The organism is Pseudomonas sp. ESBL9, from assembly GCF_036668715.1.
Taxonomy (GTDB): Bacteria; Pseudomonadota; Gammaproteobacteria; order Pseudomonadales; family Pseudomonadaceae; genus Aquipseudomonas; species Aquipseudomonas lundensis.
The window spans coordinates 459,795-478,103 of the sequence record NZ_JAZEVV010000004.1; the positions used below are offsets into that span (position 1 = coordinate 459,795).

At 59.7% G+C, this 18,309-nt stretch carries 17 protein-coding genes; 4 read left to right on the forward strand and 13 right to left on the reverse strand.

Features of this window, described 5'->3' with window-relative positions:
• Positions 1 to 152: 152 nt before the first annotated feature.
• Positions 153 to 1,469 (forward strand): MFS transporter, encoded by a 1,317-nt coding sequence (locus V6F78_RS14495; protein WP_047295241.1) that lies wholly within the window; start codon positions 153 to 155, stop codon positions 1,467 to 1,469.
• Positions 1,470 to 1,524: 55 nt separating this feature from the next.
• On the opposite strand, the gene purT is transcribed toward V6F78_RS14495, so the two are convergent.
• The 5 genes from purT to V6F78_RS14520 all read right to left on the reverse strand — a co-directional run bounded on the left by purT (position 1,525) and on the right by V6F78_RS14520 (position 4,731).
• The gene (gene purT, locus V6F78_RS14500) at positions 1,525 to 2,706 is read right to left on the reverse strand and encodes a formate-dependent phosphoribosylglycinamide formyltransferase (RefSeq protein WP_094990355.1); all 1,182 of its coding nucleotides are present in this window, start codon (positions 2,704 to 2,706) and stop codon (positions 1,525 to 1,527) included.
• Positions 2,707 to 2,805: 99 nt separating this feature from the next.
• A complete protein-coding gene (locus V6F78_RS14505; RefSeq protein WP_047277372.1) occupies positions 2,806 to 3,270 on the reverse strand; it encodes a VUT family protein in 465 nt (154 codons plus the stop codon).
• A gap of 86 nt (positions 3,271 to 3,356) precedes the next feature.
• On the reverse strand, positions 3,357 to 3,566 hold the full coding sequence (locus V6F78_RS14510; RefSeq protein WP_070412518.1) for a DUF1289 domain-containing protein: 210 nt from the start codon (positions 3,564 to 3,566) through the stop codon (positions 3,357 to 3,359).
• On the reverse strand, positions 3,563 to 4,087 hold the full coding sequence (locus V6F78_RS14515) for a gamma carbonic anhydrase family protein (protein ID WP_047277376.1): 525 nt from the start codon (positions 4,085 to 4,087) through the stop codon (positions 3,563 to 3,565). The genes V6F78_RS14510 and V6F78_RS14515 overlap by 4 nt, the downstream gene beginning before the upstream one ends.
• A 41-nt stretch (positions 4,088 to 4,128) precedes the next feature.
• The gene (locus tag V6F78_RS14520; protein WP_047277378.1) at positions 4,129 to 4,731 is read right to left on the reverse strand and encodes a CoA pyrophosphatase; all 603 of its coding nucleotides are present in this window, start codon (positions 4,729 to 4,731) and stop codon (positions 4,129 to 4,131) included.
• Between the two features lie 145 nt (positions 4,732 to 4,876).
• On the opposite strand from V6F78_RS14520, the gene V6F78_RS14525 reads away from it, so the two are divergent.
• A complete protein-coding gene (locus V6F78_RS14525) occupies positions 4,877 to 5,434 on the forward strand; it encodes an NUDIX hydrolase (protein ID WP_047277380.1) in 558 nt (185 codons plus the stop codon).
• A 45-nt stretch (positions 5,435 to 5,479) separates the two neighbouring features.
• Positions 5,480 to 6,046: a L,D-transpeptidase family protein gene (locus V6F78_RS14530; RefSeq protein ID WP_047277381.1), complete on the forward strand. Its 567-nt coding sequence runs from the start codon at positions 5,480 to 5,482 to the stop codon at positions 6,044 to 6,046.
• Positions 6,047 to 6,118: 72 nt separating this feature from the next.
• Here V6F78_RS14530 and V6F78_RS14535 read toward each other — a convergent pair whose 3' ends face one another.
• A complete protein-coding gene (locus V6F78_RS14535) occupies positions 6,119 to 6,430 on the reverse strand; it encodes a Nif3-like dinuclear metal center hexameric protein (protein WP_047295195.1) in 312 nt (103 codons plus the stop codon).
• A 5-nt stretch (positions 6,431 to 6,435) separates the two neighbouring features.
• Complete coding sequence (gene purL / locus V6F78_RS14540) at positions 6,436 to 10,332, reverse strand: phosphoribosylformylglycinamidine synthase (protein WP_047278344.1); 3,897 nt, start codon at positions 10,330 to 10,332, stop codon at positions 6,436 to 6,438.
• A 285-nt stretch (positions 10,333 to 10,617) separates the two neighbouring features.
• On the opposite strand from purL, the gene mltF reads away from it, so the two are divergent.
• Positions 10,618 to 12,075 (forward strand): membrane-bound lytic murein transglycosylase MltF, encoded by a 1,458-nt coding sequence (gene mltF, locus V6F78_RS14545; RefSeq protein ID WP_047277387.1) that lies wholly within the window; start codon positions 10,618 to 10,620, stop codon positions 12,073 to 12,075.
• 105 nt (positions 12,076 to 12,180) lie between these two features.
• Here mltF and pdxJ read toward each other — a convergent pair whose 3' ends face one another.
• The 6 genes from pdxJ to lepA all read right to left on the reverse strand — a co-directional run bounded on the left by pdxJ (position 12,181) and on the right by lepA (position 18,307).
• Entirely contained in the window at positions 12,181 to 12,924 is a 744-nt protein-coding gene (gene pdxJ / locus V6F78_RS14550; RefSeq protein WP_047278346.1) for a pyridoxine 5'-phosphate synthase, read from the reverse strand.
• Positions 12,925 to 12,974: 50 nt separating this feature from the next.
• Positions 12,975 to 13,664: a DNA repair protein RecO gene (gene recO / locus V6F78_RS14555; RefSeq protein WP_047295201.1), complete on the reverse strand. Its 690-nt coding sequence runs from the start codon at positions 13,662 to 13,664 to the stop codon at positions 12,975 to 12,977.
• A 138-nt stretch (positions 13,665 to 13,802) separates the two neighbouring features.
• The gene (gene era, locus V6F78_RS14560) at positions 13,803 to 14,705 is read right to left on the reverse strand and encodes a GTPase Era (protein ID WP_047277393.1); all 903 of its coding nucleotides are present in this window, start codon (positions 14,703 to 14,705) and stop codon (positions 13,803 to 13,805) included.
• Entirely contained in the window at positions 14,698 to 15,387 is a 690-nt protein-coding gene (gene rnc, locus V6F78_RS14565; RefSeq protein ID WP_047278350.1) for a ribonuclease III, read from the reverse strand. The genes era and rnc overlap by 8 nt, the downstream gene beginning before the upstream one ends.
• Positions 15,388 to 15,647: 260 nt before the next feature.
• Entirely contained in the window at positions 15,648 to 16,502 is an 855-nt protein-coding gene (gene lepB, locus V6F78_RS14570) for a signal peptidase I (protein WP_047277397.1), read from the reverse strand.
• Positions 16,503 to 16,507: 5 nt separating this feature from the next.
• Positions 16,508 to 18,307, reverse strand: a complete 1,800-nt coding sequence (lepA, locus tag V6F78_RS14575) for a translation elongation factor 4 (protein ID WP_047277399.1) — start codon at positions 18,305 to 18,307, stop codon at positions 16,508 to 16,510.
• Positions 18,308 to 18,309 lie beyond the last annotated feature (2 nt).

Below are 18,309 nucleotides of genomic sequence, written 5' to 3' on the forward strand. Positions count from 1 at the left end.
GGGTTGTTGTTCGCAGTACCTGCGTGCGTTCCCATCCCGAACGGCGCTTGCACCCTGATATCCCTCGGGGCCAACGACCATAACAATCGCTCAGCCTCGCCTCGCTCCCCGCGCAGGCCAGCCATGAGCACATAACTGTCAGGGATATGCACATGACCTCCAGCACCACTTACAGCGAAGCCTCATCCGAAAAACCGGCCAACTCAGCCGCCCGCGTGGCCACCGCCAGCTTTATCGGAACCGCCATCGAGTTTTACGACTTTTATGTGTACGCGACGGCCGCCGCGCTCGTCATCGGGCCGGTGTTCTTTCCGCAGACATCCGGCACCGCACAAATGCTCTCGGCTTTTCTGACCTTCGGCATCGCCTTTCTCGCACGCCCGCTGGGTTCATTTCTGTTTGGCCATTACGGTGACCGCATCGGCCGCAAGTCGACACTGGTGGCCTCGCTGCTGCTGATGGGCGTATGCACCACGCTGATTGGCGTGCTGCCGGGTTATGCCACGATCGGTGCCTGGGCGCCCATCCTGTTGTGTGTGCTACGTTTTGGCCAAGGCCTGGGTCTGGGCGGGGAATGGGGTGGCGCTGCCCTGCTGGCCACTGAAAATGCGCCAAAAGGCAAACGCGCCTGGTTCGGCATGTTCCCGCAGTTGGGCCCCTCAATTGGCTTTCTGGCGGCCAATGGTTTGTTTTTGACGCTGGCCATGACCCTGAGCGATGAGCAGTTCCGCGCCTGGGGCTGGCGAATTCCATTCCTGCTGAGCGCGGCGCTGGTGATGGTGGGGCTGTATGTGCGCCTCAAACTTGAAGAAACCCCCGTATTCGCCAAAGCCGTGGCGCAACACGAACGGGTGAAGATGCCAATCATCGAGCTTTTGAGCCAGTACTGGGCGCCGATGCTGTTGGGCGCAGCGTCGATGGTGGTGTGTTACGCGCTGTTTTACATCTCGACGGTGTTCTCCCTGAGTTACGGGGTGTCGACCCTGGGCTACACCCGCGAAACCTTCCTCGGCCTGCTGTGCTTTGCCGTGCTGTTCATGGCGGCCGCCACGCCGCTCGCGGCCTGGGCCAGCGACCGCTGGGGACGCAAACCGGTGCTCATCGTCGGTGGCGTACTGGCGTTGCTGTCAGGTTTTTTGATGGAGCCATTGCTCACCCACGGCACCACGTGGGGCGTGGCGCTGTTTTTGTGTATTGAACTGTTTTTGATGGGCGTGACCTTTGCGCCGATGGGCGCCCTGCTGCCCGAGCTGTTCCCGACCCGCGTGCGCTATACCGGCGCGTCGGCCGCGTACAACCTGGGCGGGATTGTCGGCGCGTCTGCCGCACCGTTCTTCGCGCAAAAGCTGGTCAGCATGGGTGGTTTGAGCTGGGTTGGCGGGTACGTATCAGGTGCGGCGCTGCTCAGCCTGATCGCCGTGCTGTGCCTGAAGGAAACGAGGGAAGCTGACCTGAACAAGGTCGCGTGAAGCGGCTTGGGAGCTTGGGGTCGCTGCCGCCCGGTGCGGCAGCGACCCCAACGATTTACAGCTCGACGACCACGGCCTTGGCGGCACGTGTGGCTTTGGCGCGTGCGGCCTCGATCGATTCGTCACGGGCCAGGGCTACGCCCATACGGCGCTGACCGTTGACTTCTGGCTTGCCGAACAGGCGCAACGCGGTATCAGGCTCGCTCAGGGCGGCGCCCAGGTTGGCAAAAGCCGTCTGGGTGGATTGCCCTTCCACCAGAATCACAGCCGACGCTGACGGCCCGAACTGACGAATCAGTGGAATCGGCAGACCGAGGATGGCGCGCGCGTGCAGCGCAAACTGCGACAGGTCCTGAGAAATCAGCGTGACCAGCCCTGTGTCATGCGGGCGCGGCGACACTTCGCTGAACCAGACCTGATCGCCCTTGATGAACAGCTCGACGCCGAACAAGCCGCGTCCGCCCAGCGCCTCTGTCACCGCTTTGGCCACACGCTCGGATTCAGCCAGCGCAATCGGGCTCATGGCCTGTGGCTGCCACGACTCCTGATAATCGCCGTTCTCCTGACGATGCCCCACTGGCGCACAGAATGTGGTGCCGCCGACGTGGCGCACGGTGAGCAAGGTGATTTCGTAATCAAAGTCGATAAAGCCTTCGATAATGACCCGACCTTTCCCCGCGCGGCCGCCTTCCTGCGCGTAATCCCAGGCTTTTTGCACATCATCCGCACTGCGTAGCAGGCTCTGGCCTTTGCCCGACGAACTCATGACCGGCTTGACCACACACGGGAAGCCGAGGTCTTGCACGGCACGGCTGTAGTCTTCAAATGTGTCTGCAAAGTGATAAGGCGAGGTCGGCAGGTCCAGTTCTTCAGCGGCCAGACGCCGGATGCCTTCACGGTTCATGGTCAACGCCGTGGCGCGGGCAGTCGGGATGACGGTAAAGCCTTGCGCTTCCAGCTCGACCAACGTGGCGGTCGCGATGGCTTCGATTTCCGGCACGATGAAGTGCGGCCTCTCTGCTTCGATCACGGCCCGCAAGGCTGCACCATCGAGCATGTTGACCACGTGACTGCGATGCGCCACCTGCATGGCCGGGGCATGGGCGTAGCGATCAACGGCAATCACTTCGACACCCAAACGCTGCAATTCGATGACGACTTCTTTACCCAGCTCGCCGCAGCCACACAGCAATACGCGGGTCGCGGTCGGCGACAGTGGAGTTCCGATACGGGTCATTTCAGGTCCTCAAGGAAACAAATCATCGAAGGCGCTCGCCAGGCCAGCGCCTGCTGGGGGAGAAAGGCCGGCATTTTACATGATCCGGGCCGCGTGACCTTATCGGGCCGCTGCTTTGCGCATTCGCCAAGCCATGGCCAGCCACACGCAGGTCACGCCCGCGAACTTGGAGCCCATGGCGGTCAGGATCACGCCGGGGGTAAACGCATCGATCATGCCGAAGAAAATGAAGGTATCGATCGGGATACTCAGCGCGGAGCTGATCCATAGCCGGTCGTGCAACGGGCGCCTGGTGAGGCTGAACACCAGCCAGTCAATGCACTCGGACACGGCAAACGCGGTGGCGCTGGCCAGGGCAATGGAAGGGTCTGAAGTGACGTACGACAGCACCAGTGCCGCCAGCATGGCCGCAATGGCGCCATGACCAAAGCGGGTTTGCACCATGTCGCGCAGGACAAATACCAGCCCGCCCCAGGCCGACCAGATGATGTCCAGGTGCGGCGCCGTGGAAAACGCGTAGTTGATGAGCACAACGCTGGCGATATAAGCGACGAGAAACAACATGGTAACGGGAGACACCTGTGGGCAAGGCGCACAGGGTACTTGAGTCATGCCTGTATTTGTAGTCGCTGGCGCAGCGACTACGCCGCTCAGACCGGGCCGTTCAGCATCCACATCACGCCACGGGAGGTGGCCCGCTCATGGCACAACACCAGCACGTCGCGACGCTCAGCGTTGGTCATGCGGCTCCAACGGGTGATTTCAGCCACGGTGCGCTGGCAGCCCGTGCACACGTCATCGTCGTCCAGTGCGCAAATGTTCACGCAGGGAGACGCCACCGGGCGCTGTGGATCATTCACGATGACTGCTCTTCAAGGTCGCGGGCGTACCGCTGGCCATTTTTCACATAATGGGCCGCACTGGCTTGCAGCAACGCTTTCTGCTCGTCAGTGAGGTCGCGGACCACTTTGCCGGGCGACCCCATGACCAGCGAACCGTCGGGTATGACCTTGCCTTCGCCAATCAGGGAATTGGCTCCGATGATGCAGTGCTTACCAATCTTGGCGCCGTTGAGGATCACGGCGTTGATCCCGATCAGGCTGTAGTCGCCGACCGTGCAGCCATGCAGCATGGCGTTATGACCAATGGTCACGCCCGTGCCCAGGGTCAGCGGGTAGCCCATGTCGGTGTGCATCACGGCGCCGTCCTGCACGTTGCTGTCCTTGCCGATGAGAATCAGCTCGTTATCGCCGCGTAAAACGGCGTTGAACCACACGCTGGCGCCCTCTTCGAGCCGGACGCGACCGATCAACGTGGCAGTGGGCGCGGTCCAGCTGTCAGGGTGAGTGTCGACGCACGCGTCGCCCAAACGGTATTTCATGGCAAAGTCCTCAAGGCAGGCATGACCCTGTGAGCAGGGTTCTAGAAGGTGATAAAGCGCTCTGGCGGGGTGTGCAGGTTGATATTCACGTCGTCATAGAGCAGGTTCATTAACTCAACGATCATGATCGCGGTCAGCCCCCAGATTTTGTACACACCGAAGCGGTAACTCGGCACATACCAACTGCGGCCCTGATAGTCGATACGGTGCGTGTGTTCGCGCGGGTCCTGGCGAAAGAAATCCAGGGGCACGCTGAACACGGCCGCGATTTCCGCATCGTTGGCCAGGTATTCCACATAGTCCGGCACAACCCCGACGAAGGGCGTCACTCGAATGCCGTGCAGGGAGATCAACGGGCTCAGCGGACCAATGACTTCGACCAGCCCCGGCGGCAGGCCGATTTCTTCTTCAGCTTCGCGCAGGGCCGTGAACACAAGGTCCGGATCCTCGGGGTCACGTCGACCTCCGGGGAATGCCACCTCGCCACCATGGGTTGAGAGGCCGCTGGCGCGCAGGGTCAAAATCAATTCAGGCTCATCACTGCGGGTCACGGGCAGCAACACCGCAGCCTCGGGGAAATTGCGCTCTGTCACCAGCGTTCGCGGGGTATAGCGGCTCACGCGGCCAAGCAGCTCGTCCAGCATAGGTCATCTCGATCCGTCACTTATCGGGCATCATGCACCAAATCACCCAAAGCACCCAAGCCCCACACTGTCGCAGCACGCCATGCGGCACTTGCCCAAGGCCCGCCAGAACCGCCAAGATAGGCGCCACACCAGAGAGCTCAGCATGAAATTTTGCAGCCAGTGCGGCCATTCCGTCAGCCAACATATCCCGCAGGGTGATTCGCGCCTGCGCTACGTGTGCGACCACTGCCAGACCATTCATTACCAAAACCCGAACATCGTTGCCGGGTGCGTTCCGACGTGGGGCACTCAAGTCTTGCTGTGCAGGCGTGCGATCGAACCGCGCAAAGGGTTCTGGACGCTGCCCGCCGGTTTTATGGAAAACGGAGAAACCGTTGAGCAGGCCGCGCAACGCGAAACCCGCGAAGAAGCCTGTGCCGAAGTCGCGAACCTGAGCATCTATACCTTGATCGATGTACCGCACATCAATCAGGTGCATATTTTCTACCGTGCCGAACTGCTCAACCGCGACTTTGCGGCCGGTGAAGAGAGCCTTGAAGTGCGCCTGTTCGACGAAGCCGACATCCCTTGGTCAGAGCTGGCTTTTCGCACGGTCAGCCGTACCTTAGAATGCTTTTTCGCTGACCGGCCGGGGCAGGTCTATCCGGTGCGCAGCGAAGCCGTGCCGCCCTTGGCAGGCCTGATCAAACCTCAACAATAAATACAGTGCCCGTCACCCCCACTGCACCTCTAGGGATACCGCTCCATGCGTTGGTTGTTTACCGCACTCTGCCTGTCATTTGCTGTTACGTGCCAAGCCGCCGTTGTCGTCACCATCAACGGCAAACCCGTCGATAAAAATGAAGTGATCCAGCCCCATCGTTCGTCGCAGCCCGCCCGCGCGTCTGCCCCGGTGGAAAAAATCCTGGTGCTCAAGTCGGCTCGCCAGCTGCAGTTGATCAGCAACGGCAAACCGATTCGCACGTACCGCATTTCATTGGGCAAGCAACCCAAGGGGCCGAAAACCCGTGAAGGTGACAAGCGCACCCCGGAAGGCCTGTATTGGGTCGACTGGCGCAAGAAAAGCGAGAAGTTCAACCTCGCCATGCACATCTCCTACCCCAACATCAGCGATGCCGCACAGGCCCGCCGCGAAGGGGTGAGCCCGGGGTCAATGATCATGATTCACGGCACGCCCGACACCGAAGAAAACCCGGAGAACCTGTTTCATACGCTGGACTGGACCGATGGCTGCATCGCCATGAAGAACTATGAAATGCGTGAAGTGTGGAACCTGACCAAAGACGGCACGATGGTCGAAATTCGCCCCTAAGCACCAGGCTCTACGCAACAAAAAGCCCGCTGACCGTTACCGGTTCAGCGGGCTTTTTGTTGCAGTGCCAAGCTAGATGTCCGCCAGGCGCCACACTTCATAGGCAGGCGTTTCGTACGGGTGGCTGAGCTTGAGCGCAGCCACCACCGCCTTGATCAGATCATCGGCCACTACCAGCTCAACCTTCCATTCCCCGACATACTCGACCGCGCCGGTTTGCCCGATGAACGGCTGACTGCCGTCCAGCGCACGAAACTGGCCCTGGCCCATGGTCTGCCAGGCGCAGTGGTCGTAGTTGCCGATGCGACCGCCACCGGCAGCGAACACGGCATCCTTGACCCCATCCACATGGCTGGGAGGCACGAAAAAGCTGAGCTTGTACATCGCGCTTAATCCACCCAGACGCGAGCGTTACGGAACATGCGCAACCAAGGCGCATCTTCGTTCCACTCTTCAGGGCGCCACGAGTTTTGTACGGCGCGGAATACACGCTCCGGGTGCGGCATCATGATAGTCACACGACCGTCACGGCTGGTCAGACCGGTAATCCCGCGCGGCGAACCGTTCGGGTTGGCCGGGTAGCTTTCAGTGACTTTACCGTGGTTATCGACGAAACGCAGTGCCACGGCACCAGACAGGTCCGCTTGCAACATGGCTTCTTCGCTGGCGAATTCAGCATGACCTTCGCCGTGGGCAATGGCGATTGGCATGCGCGATCCGGCCATGCCTTGCAGGAAGATCGAGTTCGACTCCTGCACCTGCACCATGGCGACACGGGCTTCGAACTGCTCGGAGCGGTTGCGCACAAAGTGCGGCCACAACTCGCTGCCCGGGATCAGTTCGCTGAGGTTGGACATCATCTGGCAACCGTTGCACACGCCCAGCGAGAAGCTGTCGGAACGCTCGAAGAAGCTCTGGAACGCATCCCGCGCACGGGTGTTGAACAGTGCCGACTTGGCCCAGCCTTCACCGGCGCCCAGTACGTCACCGTAAGAGAAGCCACCGCAAGCCACCATGCCTTTGAATTCGTTCAGGTCGACACGGCCGGCCAGAATGTCGCTCATGTGCACGTCAATGGCGTTGAAACCGGCACGGTCAAACGCTGCGGCCATTTCAACCTGGCCGTTGACGCCCTGCTCACGCAGTACCGCCACTTGCGGGCGAATGCCCTTCTTGATGTAAGGCGCGCTGATGTTGTGGTTGACGTCAAAGCCGAGCTTGACCGTCAGGCCCGGATTGTCTTCTTCCAACAGCACGTCGAATTCCTGATCGGCGCACTCGGCGTTATCACGCAGGCGCTGGATCTGGTAGCTGGTTTGTGCCCACTGACGCTGCAGGGAACCGCGCTGACCTTCGAACACCGTCTCGCCCTTAAGGCTGATGGTGACTTCGCTGTTGTTCAGCGGCTGGCCGATCACGGCCACGCACTCACCCAGGCCTGCAACGCTGAACTGAGCCAGCACTTCGGCCGTCGCATCCTGACGCACCTGAATCACCGCGCCCAATTCTTCGTTGAACAGGATGGCCGGGATTTCACTGGCGTTTTGCGTCAGGCAATCGAGGGTCAGGTTCAAGCCGCAATGACCGGCGAAGGCCATTTCCAGCACGCTGGTCATCAGGCCACCGTCGGAACGGTCGTGGTAAGCCAGCAAATGGCCGTCGGCATTGAGGCCCTGGATCACAGCGAAGAAGGCTTTGAGGTCTTCGGCGTCGTCGACGTCTGGCGCCTGCTTGCCCAGCTTGCCGTAGGTTTGCGCCAGGATGGACGCCCCCATGCGGTTCTGGCCACGGCCCAGGTCGATCAGGATCAGGTCCGTCAGGCCTTTGTCCATGCGCAATTCGGGGGTCAGGGTCTGGCGAATATCCACCACCGGAGCAAAACCGGTGACCACCAGCGACAGCGGCGAGGTCACGCTCTTCTCGGTCCCCTCTTCGTTCCAGCGGGTTTGCATCGACATCGAGTCTTTGCCGACCGGGATGGTAATCCCCAGCTCAGGGCACAACTCCATGCCGACCGCTTTCACGGTGTCGAACAGACGGGCGTCTTCACCCGGATGACCGGCAGCGGACATCCAGTTGGCCGACATTTTGATGTCGGACAGCTTGCCAATGCGCGACGCTGCAATGTTGGTCAGGGTCTCGCCGATGGCCATGCGGCCCGAGGCCGGCGCATCCAGCAGGGCCAGCGGTGTACGCTCGCCCATGGCCATGGCTTCGCCGGTGTAGACGTCAAAACTGGTGGCGGTGACGGCCACGTCAGCCACCGGCACTTGCCAAGGGCCAACCATTTGATCGCGCGCGACCAGACCGGTAATGGTGCGGTCGCCAATGGTGATCAGGAAACTTTTGCTGGCCACCGCCGGGTGATGCAGAACGCGCTCGACGCACTCGCCAATGCTCAAGGTCGCCGGGTCGAAATCATCGCCCAGTTCCTGCTCGCGCACGGCAGAACGGTGCATGCGGGGCGCCTTGCCGAGCAGTACTTCCAGCGGCATGTCCACCGGGTTGTTACCGAAGTGGCTGTCGGTGACGGTCAGTTGCGGCTCGGCCGTGGCCTCACCGACCACAGCAAACGGGCAACGCTCGCGTTCACAGATGGCCTGGAAACGCTCGAAGTCCTCAACGCCCACAGCCAGTACGTAACGTTCCTGAGACTCGTTGCTCCAGATTTCGTGCGGGGCCATGCCCGGCTCGTCGTTCGGAATGTTGCGCAGTTCGAAACGGCCACCCCGGTCGCCATCGTTCACCAGCTCGGGGAACGCATTGGACAGGCCGCCCGCACCCACGTCATGGATGAAACTGATCGGGTTCTTGTCACCCAGCTGCCAGCAGCGGTCGATCACTTCTTGGCAACGGCGTTCCATTTCCGGGTTTTCGCGCTGCACCGATGCGAAGTCCAGGTCCGCCGAGCTTGCGCCGGTGGCCATAGAAGACGCAGCACCGCCGCCCAGACCGATAAGCATGGCCGGGCCGCCCAGCACGATCAGTTTGGAACCGACCGTGATTTCGCCTTTTTGAACGTGTTCGGCGCGGATGTTGCCCATGCCGCCCGCCAGCATGATCGGCTTGTGATAACCGCGTACTTCGTCGCCATGGGGCGTGCTGATCGATTGCTCGAACGTGCGGAAGTAGCCGGTCAGTGCCGGACGGCCGAATTCGTTGTTGAACGCGGCGCCGCCCAATGGGCCTTCAATCATGATGTCCAGCGCGTTGACGATGCGCTCCGGCTTGCCGTACGGCACTTCCCACGGCTGTTCAAAGCCCGGGATTTGCAGGTTGGATACGGTGAAACCGGTGAGCCCGGCCTTTGGCTTGGCGCCACGACCGGTGGCACCTTCGTCGCGAATTTCGCCGCCCGAGCCGGTGGCCGCCCCGGGGAACGGTGCAATGGCGGTCGGGTGGTTGTGGGTCTCGACTTTCATCAAGATGTGCACCGGCTCCTGCACCGCACCGTACTGGCGGGTATCAGGGTTCGGGAAGAAGCGGCCAGCCACGCTGCCGACAATGACCGACGCGTTGTCTTTATAAGCCGACAGAACACCTTCGCTGTGCATCACGTAGGTGTTTTTGATCATGCCAAACAGGCTTTTTTCCTGATTTTGGCCGTCGATGTCCCAACTGGCGTTGAAAATCTTGTGGCGGCAATGCTCGGAGTTGGCCTGGGCAAACATCATCAGTTCGATGTCATGCGGGTTGCGGCCCAGACCGTTGAAGGCATTGACCAGATAGTCGATTTCGTCTTCTGCCAGCGCCAGGCCCAGCTCGACGTTGGCTTTCTCCAGCGCAGCACGCCCGCCACCCAGCACGTCAATCGCCGTCAGCGGCTTGGGTTCGGCATGGCTGAACAGACCGGCAGCCTGCTCCAGGTTGCCCAACACGATTTGCGTCATGCGGTCATGCAAGGCGTCGGCAATCAGTTGCGCCTGGGCGTCACTGAATTGACCGGCCACATAGAAAGCAATGCCGCGTTCCAGGCGCTGGATCTTGGCCAGGCCACAGTTACGGGCAATGTCGCTGGCCTTGCTCGACCAGGGCGAGATGGTGCCAAACCGCGGCAACACCAGGAACAGTCGGCCACTCGGCTCTTGAACCGGCACACTTGGACCGTACTTGAGGAGACGAGCCAGTACCAGTTGCTCGTCGCTGGTCAATTCGCCTTTAACATCGGCGAAGTGGGCGAATTCAGCGTACAAACCGCTGACAGCTGGAACCTTTTGGCTCAGTTGTGCGAGAAGTTTGTTGTGGCGAAAGGCAGAAAGGGCAGGAGCGCCGCGCAGGATCAACATCTTCGGGACAGCCTCGGGAGGGGTGTGCTTTGAGGCCCGGCATTCTAACGTAAACCGTTGGCCTCGGCACCCGAAACGGCACACCAAGCGCACGCCAAACGTCGTTAATCGATCAGGGCCTTATTCTTTGTGGCTATCAGCGCGCGTGCGGCTGGTCGATTCAGCTCTTTAAAGCCCCCTCAACCCCCCATTTCACAGGGGTTTGAGCGGTTTTGAGGGTTGTTATCAGAATGGCTACATATTGTCGAGATATGGCACCCGCCCTGCTTTGCGTATACTGCGCGCATGTTTTCTCTATCAGCAATCCGCCCGCGCTGCGCCAAATGGCTCCTCGCAACCGGACTCTTCCTGATGCTCGGTGCCTGCGTTGAAAAACCCAGCACTCTGGAGCGTGTAAAGGAGGACGGGGTACTGCGGGTCATTACTCGTAACAGCCCGGCCACTTACTTTGAAGACCGCAACGGTGAAACCGGCTTCGAATACGAGCTGGTCAAACGCTTTGCCGATGACTTGGGTGTCGAACTCAAAATCGAGACCGCTGACAACCTGGATGACATGTTTACCCAGTTGGGCCAGCCTGACGGCCCTGTGCTGGCTGCTGCCGGACTGGTCAGCAGCGAGAATCGACTCAAACAAGCCAAGTTTTCCCACCCTTACCTCGAAGTCACGCCCCAGATCATCTACCGCAATGGGCAGTCGCGCCCTACCTCTGCCGCTGATCTGGTAGGCAAACGTATTACCGTCCTTAAAGGCAGTTCCCACGCAGAACAGCTTGCCGAACTGAAGAAACAATACCCTGGCATTGAATACGACGAATCCGACGCCGTGGAAGTGGTCGACCTGTTGCGCATGGTCGATGAGGGGCAAATCGACCTGACCCTGGTGGACTCCAACGAAGTGGCCATGAACCAGGTGTATTTTCCCAATGTGCGCGTAGCGTTTGATCTGGGTGACGCCCGCAGCCAGCGCTGGGCGGTGATGGCAGGCGAAGACAACAGCCTGCTGAACGAGATCAATGCTTATCTGGACAAGGTCGAAAAGAACGGCACGCTGCAGCGCCTCAAGGACCGTTACTACGGCCACGTGGACGTACTGGGTTATGTGGGCGCCTACACCTTCGCCCAGCACTTGCAGCAGCGCTTGCCCAAGTACGAAAAATTCTTCAAGGATGCCGCCAAGAAAGAAGGCATCGACTGGCGCCTGCTGGCGGCGATGGGCTACCAGGAGTCGCTGTGGCAACCGACTGTCACCTCAAAAACCGGTGTTCGCGGGCTGATGATGCTGACGCAGAATACGGCGCAGGCCATGGGTGTGGCCAATCGGCTGGATGCCAAGCAAAGCATTCAGGGCGGCGCTAAGTACCTGGCGCTGATCAAAAGCGAGCTGGACGACGACATCCAGGAGCCGGATCGTACCTGGTTTGCCCTGGCAGCCTACAACGTCGGCGGCGGGCATCTGGAAGACGCACGCAAACTGGCCAAGAAAGAAGGCCTGAACCCGAACAAGTGGCTGGACGTCAAAAAGATGCTGCCCCGCCTTGCGCAGAAGCAGTGGTACAGCAAAACCCGTTATGGCTACGCCCGCGGCGGCGAGCCTGTGCATTTTGTGGCCAACATCCGTCGTTACTACGACATCCTGACATGGGCCACGCAGCCGCAGCTTGAAGGCGACCAGGCGGCTGACAGCAAGCTGCACATTCCCGGCATCGACAAGACCAAGCCCAAAGAAGAACCCCAGCTGTAGCTGCGGCTCTTCATTGCTGCTGCGGTTCGAGGCGGCTTATCCGGCGATCAAGTGCCTGTCGCACCCGCACCGCGCGGTTTGCGCTGCTTGAAAGCGTAAATGCCCTCAGTGCCTGGCGGCTGCCACAATCAACGCTTTCATTTCCGAGACGGCCGACTTGAAGCCTACGAACAGGGCATGTGCCACCAACGCATGACCGATGTTCAGCTCATTGATGCCTTTGATGGCGGCCACAGCCTCAACGTTGTGGTAATGCAGGCCATGCCCGGCATTGACGATCAGCCCTTGAGCCAGACCACAGGCCACGCCTTGCGCTACCCGTTGCAGTTCTTGCGCCACCTCGGCGGGGGTTTGCGCATCGGCATACCGACCGGTGTGCAATTCAATCGCCGGCGCACCGACTCGCTTCGATGCCTCGATCTGACGCTCATCGGCATCGATGAACAGCGACACTTCACAGCCAATCCGGCTCAAGCGCTCAACCGCTGCTTTAATCCGGGCTTCCTGCCCCGCCACGTCCAATCCACCCTCCGTGGTCAGTTCCTGACGGGTTTCAGGCACCAGACAGATGTGCGCCGGACGAATGCGCTCGGCAAACGCCATCATTTCTTCGGTCACGCCCATCTCGAAATTCATGCGGGTTTGCAGCACATCCTTGAGCAACAACACGTCGCGCTCTTGAATGTGACGGCGGTCTTCACGCAAGTGCACGGTGATGCCATCGGCGCCCGCCTCTTCAGCGTCCAGCGCGGCCTTGACCGGATCAGGGTAACGCGTGCCCCGAGCCTGACGCAGCGTGGCTACGTGGTCGATATTCACGCCGAGAAGGATGCGATTGCTTTGGGTCACGAGGGCTCTCCTGAAGAGTTGAAGATTCGGCGCACAGCATACCGGTCTATTCAGGGCTTGCGAAACAACTCACGACTGGCCAGGGGCTTGCCCGCCAAGTGAACCGCCAATGCCTGGCGCATCAAACGCTTGGCCGCCGACAACGCACCCGCTGTGGTCCAGTCAGCCTCGGCCATGGCCTGTAGCTCAGCGCCGTGAAACAACCCCGGCTGTACCAGATAAATGCGCTCCAGCCCGGCATCCACCTGCAAACGGTACATGCCGTCACTGGCTATCGGCTCACCCTGAATGTCCCGAGAAAGCGAAAACCCGTACCCCAAATCATCCAGCAAGCGCCATTCGAAGGCCCGTAGCAGAGGTTCCAGCGGTCGACCTTCGGCCAACGCCAGGAGGGTGGCTGCGTAGTGATCAAAGACCGCAGGGTGCGGGTCTTCAGCCGGTAGCAAGCGCACTAACAATTCATTGAGATAAAGACCGCTGAATAACGCTTCGCCATTGAGCCAGGTGGACACCCCGGCGCTCTCCATGCGCCCGACGTTTTTCAGCTCGCCGCGCCCGCGAAACTCGATTTCCAGAGGGACAAAAGGCCGCGCCAGCGAACCGGCCTTGCCCCGCGCACTGCGCAGCACTGCCCGCAAACGCCCCTGCGGCGTGATGAAATCCACCAGCGCACTGGTTTCACGGTAGGGGCGGCTGTGCAGGACGTAGGCAAGTTGCGCGGTGGGGGGGGAACTGGACATGGCAGGCACGCCTCTGTGAAAACGAAAAGCGCCCTCACCTTGCCTCTTGAGCAAGAGGGACTGGAAGTAAAAGCACATCTGCGCAGCACTGCTGCTCCCCCCCGTTCCTGCAGGAACGGGGGGAATGAAAAGCTGCCGTTACAGGTCGCCGTAGCCCAACGAACGCAGGGCGCGCTCGTCGTCGGACCAGCCACCCTTCACCTTCACCCACAGGTTAAGCATGATTTTGGAGTCGAACAGCAGCTCCATGTCCTTGCGCGCTTCAGTGCCAATACGCTTGATGCGCTCACCTTTGTCGCCAATGATGATTTTTTTCTGGCCGTCACGCTCCACCAGAATCAAGGCATGGATATGCAGGGTTTTGCCCTGCTGCTTGAACTCTTCGATCTCGACGGTGATCTGGTACGGCAGTTCTGCACCCATCTGGCGCATGATCTTTTCGCGGACCAGCTCGGCGGCCAAGAAGCGGCTGCTGCGGTCGGTGATTTGGTCTTCAGGGAAGAAATGCTCGTTTTCCGGCAGGTGATCGGCAATCACACGCTCAAGCGCGTCCAGGTTATGGCCGTGCTGAGCCGAGATCGGGATGATCTGCGCGTTCGGCAGTTGCGCCTGCAGCCAGCTCAGGTGCGGCATCATCTCGGCTTTGTCTTCGATGCGATCGGTCTTGTTCAACGCCACGATCAGCGGGCCGGTCACGTACTGCACGCGCTCCAGTACCATCTGGTCTTCGTCGGTCCATTTGGTGCGGTCCACGACAAAGATCACCACGTCGACGTCTTTCAACGCTGCCGAAGCGGTTTTGTTCATGTAGCGGTTCAGGGCTTTCTCGCCACCCTTGTGCATGCCCGGGGTGTCGACGTAAACCGCCTGCACACTGCCTTCGGTTTTAATGCCGAGCATGTTGTGACGAGTGGTTTGCGGCTTGCGCGAAGTGATCGCCAGCTTTTGACCGAGGATATGGTTCAGCAGCGTGGACTTACCCACGTTTGGTCGGCCAACAATGGCGACATAGCCACAGCGTGTTGCAGTTGAATCAGTCATGGCCATTCTCCACGCCAAGGGCAATCAGTGCTGCAGCGGCCGCTACCTGTTCGGCAATGCGACGGCTCACACCCTGACCCCGGCTTTTTTCATTCAATAAGGCAATTTCGCACTCTACAAAGAAGGTGCGGCAATGCGGTTCGCCCTGGATATCCACCACTTCATAACGCGGCAGCTCACAGGCACGCGACTGCAGGAACTCTTGCAGTCGGGTTTTCGGATCTTTGTTGGTGTCGACCAGGGTCAACGTCTCGAACTCGCTGGCCAGCCAGGCCAGTACGCGGTCGCGGGCCACTTCCATGCCCGCATCCAGGTAGATGGCGCCGATCAGCGCTTCAAGGGCATCGGCCAGAATCGACTCGCGACGGAACCCGCCGCTTTTCAGCTCGCCCGAGCCCAGGCGCAGGTACTCGCCCAACTCGAAACCACGGGCCAGTACGGCGAGGGTTTCCCCCTTGACCAGACGGGCACGTAAACGCGACAGCTGGCCTTCGCGAGCCAGCGGGAAGCGATCAAACAGCGCTTCACCGGCTACAAAATTGAGGATCGCATCACCGAGAAACTCAAGACGCTCATTATTGCGCCCCGCGAAGCTGCGGTGTGTGAGGGCCAGAACCATCAGTTCCTGGTCCTTGAAGGTGTAACCGAGCTGCTGCTCTAAACGACTTAATGAAAAACTCACGATTTACCCACGTTGAGTTCGTGGCCGAATGTCACCACCGGACCGATATTAGGGATCAGTGATGCTCGTTTATCGCATAGCAAATGGACGGGGAACAGGCTGTTCGCCGCCGTCGCACTTAACGCTTTGTTCAAATCCACATCCTGAATACTGTTGCCGCCGTGCCTGACGCTGCACGGCGGTTGTAAGAACCGTCAGGCCGCCGATTTATACGGCCACCTGAAAAGCATTCGGCGCTGTTATTAACAGCGCCGTTTTGGCTACTTGATCAGACCCACTCGCGAGAAGTTCGGCAAATGGCTCATTTTCGGTTCGGGCCAGCTCATCCAAACAGCGAAGGCCTTGCCGACGATATTCTTGTCGGGGACCATGCCCAGCTCGTCTTTGGGAATGTTCGGATCATCCCAATAACGGCTGTCGTTCGAATTGTCGCGGTTGTCACCCATCATGAAGTAATGCCCGGCCGGAACCGTCCATTCATGATCAGGCGGTGTGCGGTAGCGGCTCATTTCCTTGCGGATCATGTGCTCCACTTCGCCCAGCTTTTCTTTGTACAGTTGGGCGCTGCCCAGCGTGCCGGGCTCGGCCCCCACCAGCGTCTCGGCAACCAATTGATCGTTGACGTAGAGCTTCTTGTCGCTGGTGTAACGGATTTTGTCGCCCGGCAGGCCCACTACACGCTTGATGTAGTTGACGGTCGGATCGCTCGGGTAGCGGAACACCATCACATCGCCCCGCTGCGGATCACCCACTTCGATGACTTTCTTGTCGATCACCGGCAGGCGGATCCCGTAAGAAAACTTGTTCACCAAAATGAAGTCGCCTACGTCCAGCGTCGGCTTCATCGAGCCGGACGGAATCTGGAACGGCTCAACCAGAAACGAACGCAGCACCAGCACGATGAACAACACCGGGAAAAACGACTTGCCGTATTCAACCAGCAGCGGTTCCTTGTTGAGCTTCTCGACCACCTGCATATCGGCCGGCTGGACGCTGGCCTGATAGTTGGCAACAGCCTTGCGCCGGCGAGGCGCCAGGAAGACCAGATCGAGCAGCGCCAGCAAACCGCAGACGGCTACAGCAATGACCAGCAACAGCGGGAAATTTAGTGACATAGGACCTAACTATCCAACCTGAGCACTGCAAGGAAGGCTTCTTGTGGAATTTCCACGTTACCCACTTGCTTCATGCGTTTTTTACCGGCCTTTTGCTTTTCCAACAGCTTGCGCTTACGGCTAACGTCACCACCGTAGCATTTGGCCAGTACGTTCTTTCTGAGTGCCTTGACAGTGGTTCGCGCCACAATCTGCCCGCCAATGGCGGCCTGAATGGCGACATCGAACATCTGACGCGGAATCAGTTCTTTCATTTTTTCGGTCAGTGCACGCCCTTTGTAGTGAGCGTTGTCACGGTGAACGATCAAGGCCAGTGCATCGACCTTCTCACCGTTGATCAGCACGTCGAGCTTCACCAGGTTGGCAGACTGGTAACGGTCAAAGTGGTAATCGAGCGAAGCATAGCCGCGACTGGTGGATTTGAGACGGTCGAAGAAGTCCAGAACCACTTCGTTCATCGGCAAATCGTAGGTCACTTGTACCTGTGTGCCCAGGAACAGCATGTCGTGTTGAACGCCACGCTTCTCAATGCACAGGGTAATGACGTTGCCCAGGTGCTCTTGAGGCACAAGAATGTTGGCACGCACGATAGGCTCGCGCATGTCTTCAATCATGGAAAGGTCCGGCAGCTTGGACGGGTTGTCGACGTAAATCGTTTCACCGGTCTTGAGCAGCAACTCGAAAATAACGGTTGGCGCGGTGGTGATCAGGTCCAGGTCGTACTCGCGCTCCAGGCGCTCCTGAATGATCTCCATGTGCAGCATGCCGAGGAAGCCGCAACGGAAGCCGAAGCCCAGTGCGTCGGAGCTTTCCGGGGTGTATTGCAGCGACGAGTCGTTCAGCGTGAGCTTTTGCAGTGCATCGCGGAAGTCTTCGAAGTCGTCGGAGCTGACCGGGAACAGACCGGCGTACACCTGCGGCTGAATGCGTTTGAAGCCGGGCAGGACGTCCACATCCGGGGTGGAACTCAAGGTCAGGGTGTCGCCCACTGGCGCGCCGTGAATGTCCTTGATACCCGCGATGATGAAACCTACTTCACCGGCTTTGAGGTCGGCGGTCGCCGTGTGCTTGGGGTTGAATACACCGACGCTGTCCACCAGGTGGATCTTGCCGGTGGACTTGACCAGAATCTTGTCGCCCTTTTTCACACGGCCGTGGCGCACGCGAACCAGGGACACAACGCCCAGGTAGTTGTCGAACCAGGAGTCGATGATCAACGCTTGCAGCGGATCTTCGATGTTGCCGGTCGGTGCAGGAATGGTGTGCACCAGACGCTCGAGCACTTCATCGACGCCCAGGCCGGTCTTGGCGCTGCACGTTACGGCGTCGGTGGCATCGATACCGATGATCTTCTCGATTTCTTCCTTCACCCGATCAGGATCGGCTTGCGGCAGGTCGATCTTGTTCAGAACCGGCATGACCTCAAGGCCCTGCTCGATAGCGGTGTAGCAGTTGGCGACGGACTGGGCCTCTACGCCCTGCCCCGCATCGACCACCAGCAAGGCACCTTCACAGGCCGCCAGCGAACGGCTGACTTCATAGGTGAAGTCAACGTGGCCGGGGGTATCAATGAAGTTCAACTGGTAGGTATTACCGTCTTGCGCCTTGTAATACAGAGTAACGCTGTGGGCCTTGATGGTGATCCCGCGCTCACGCTCGAGGTCCATGGAGTCCAGCACCTGGGCTTCCATTTCACGGGCAGTCAGGCCGCCGCACATCTGGATGAAACGATCGGCCAGCGTCGACTTGCCATGGTCAATGTGGGCGATGATGGAGAAATTGCGGATATGACTCAAATCACTCACGG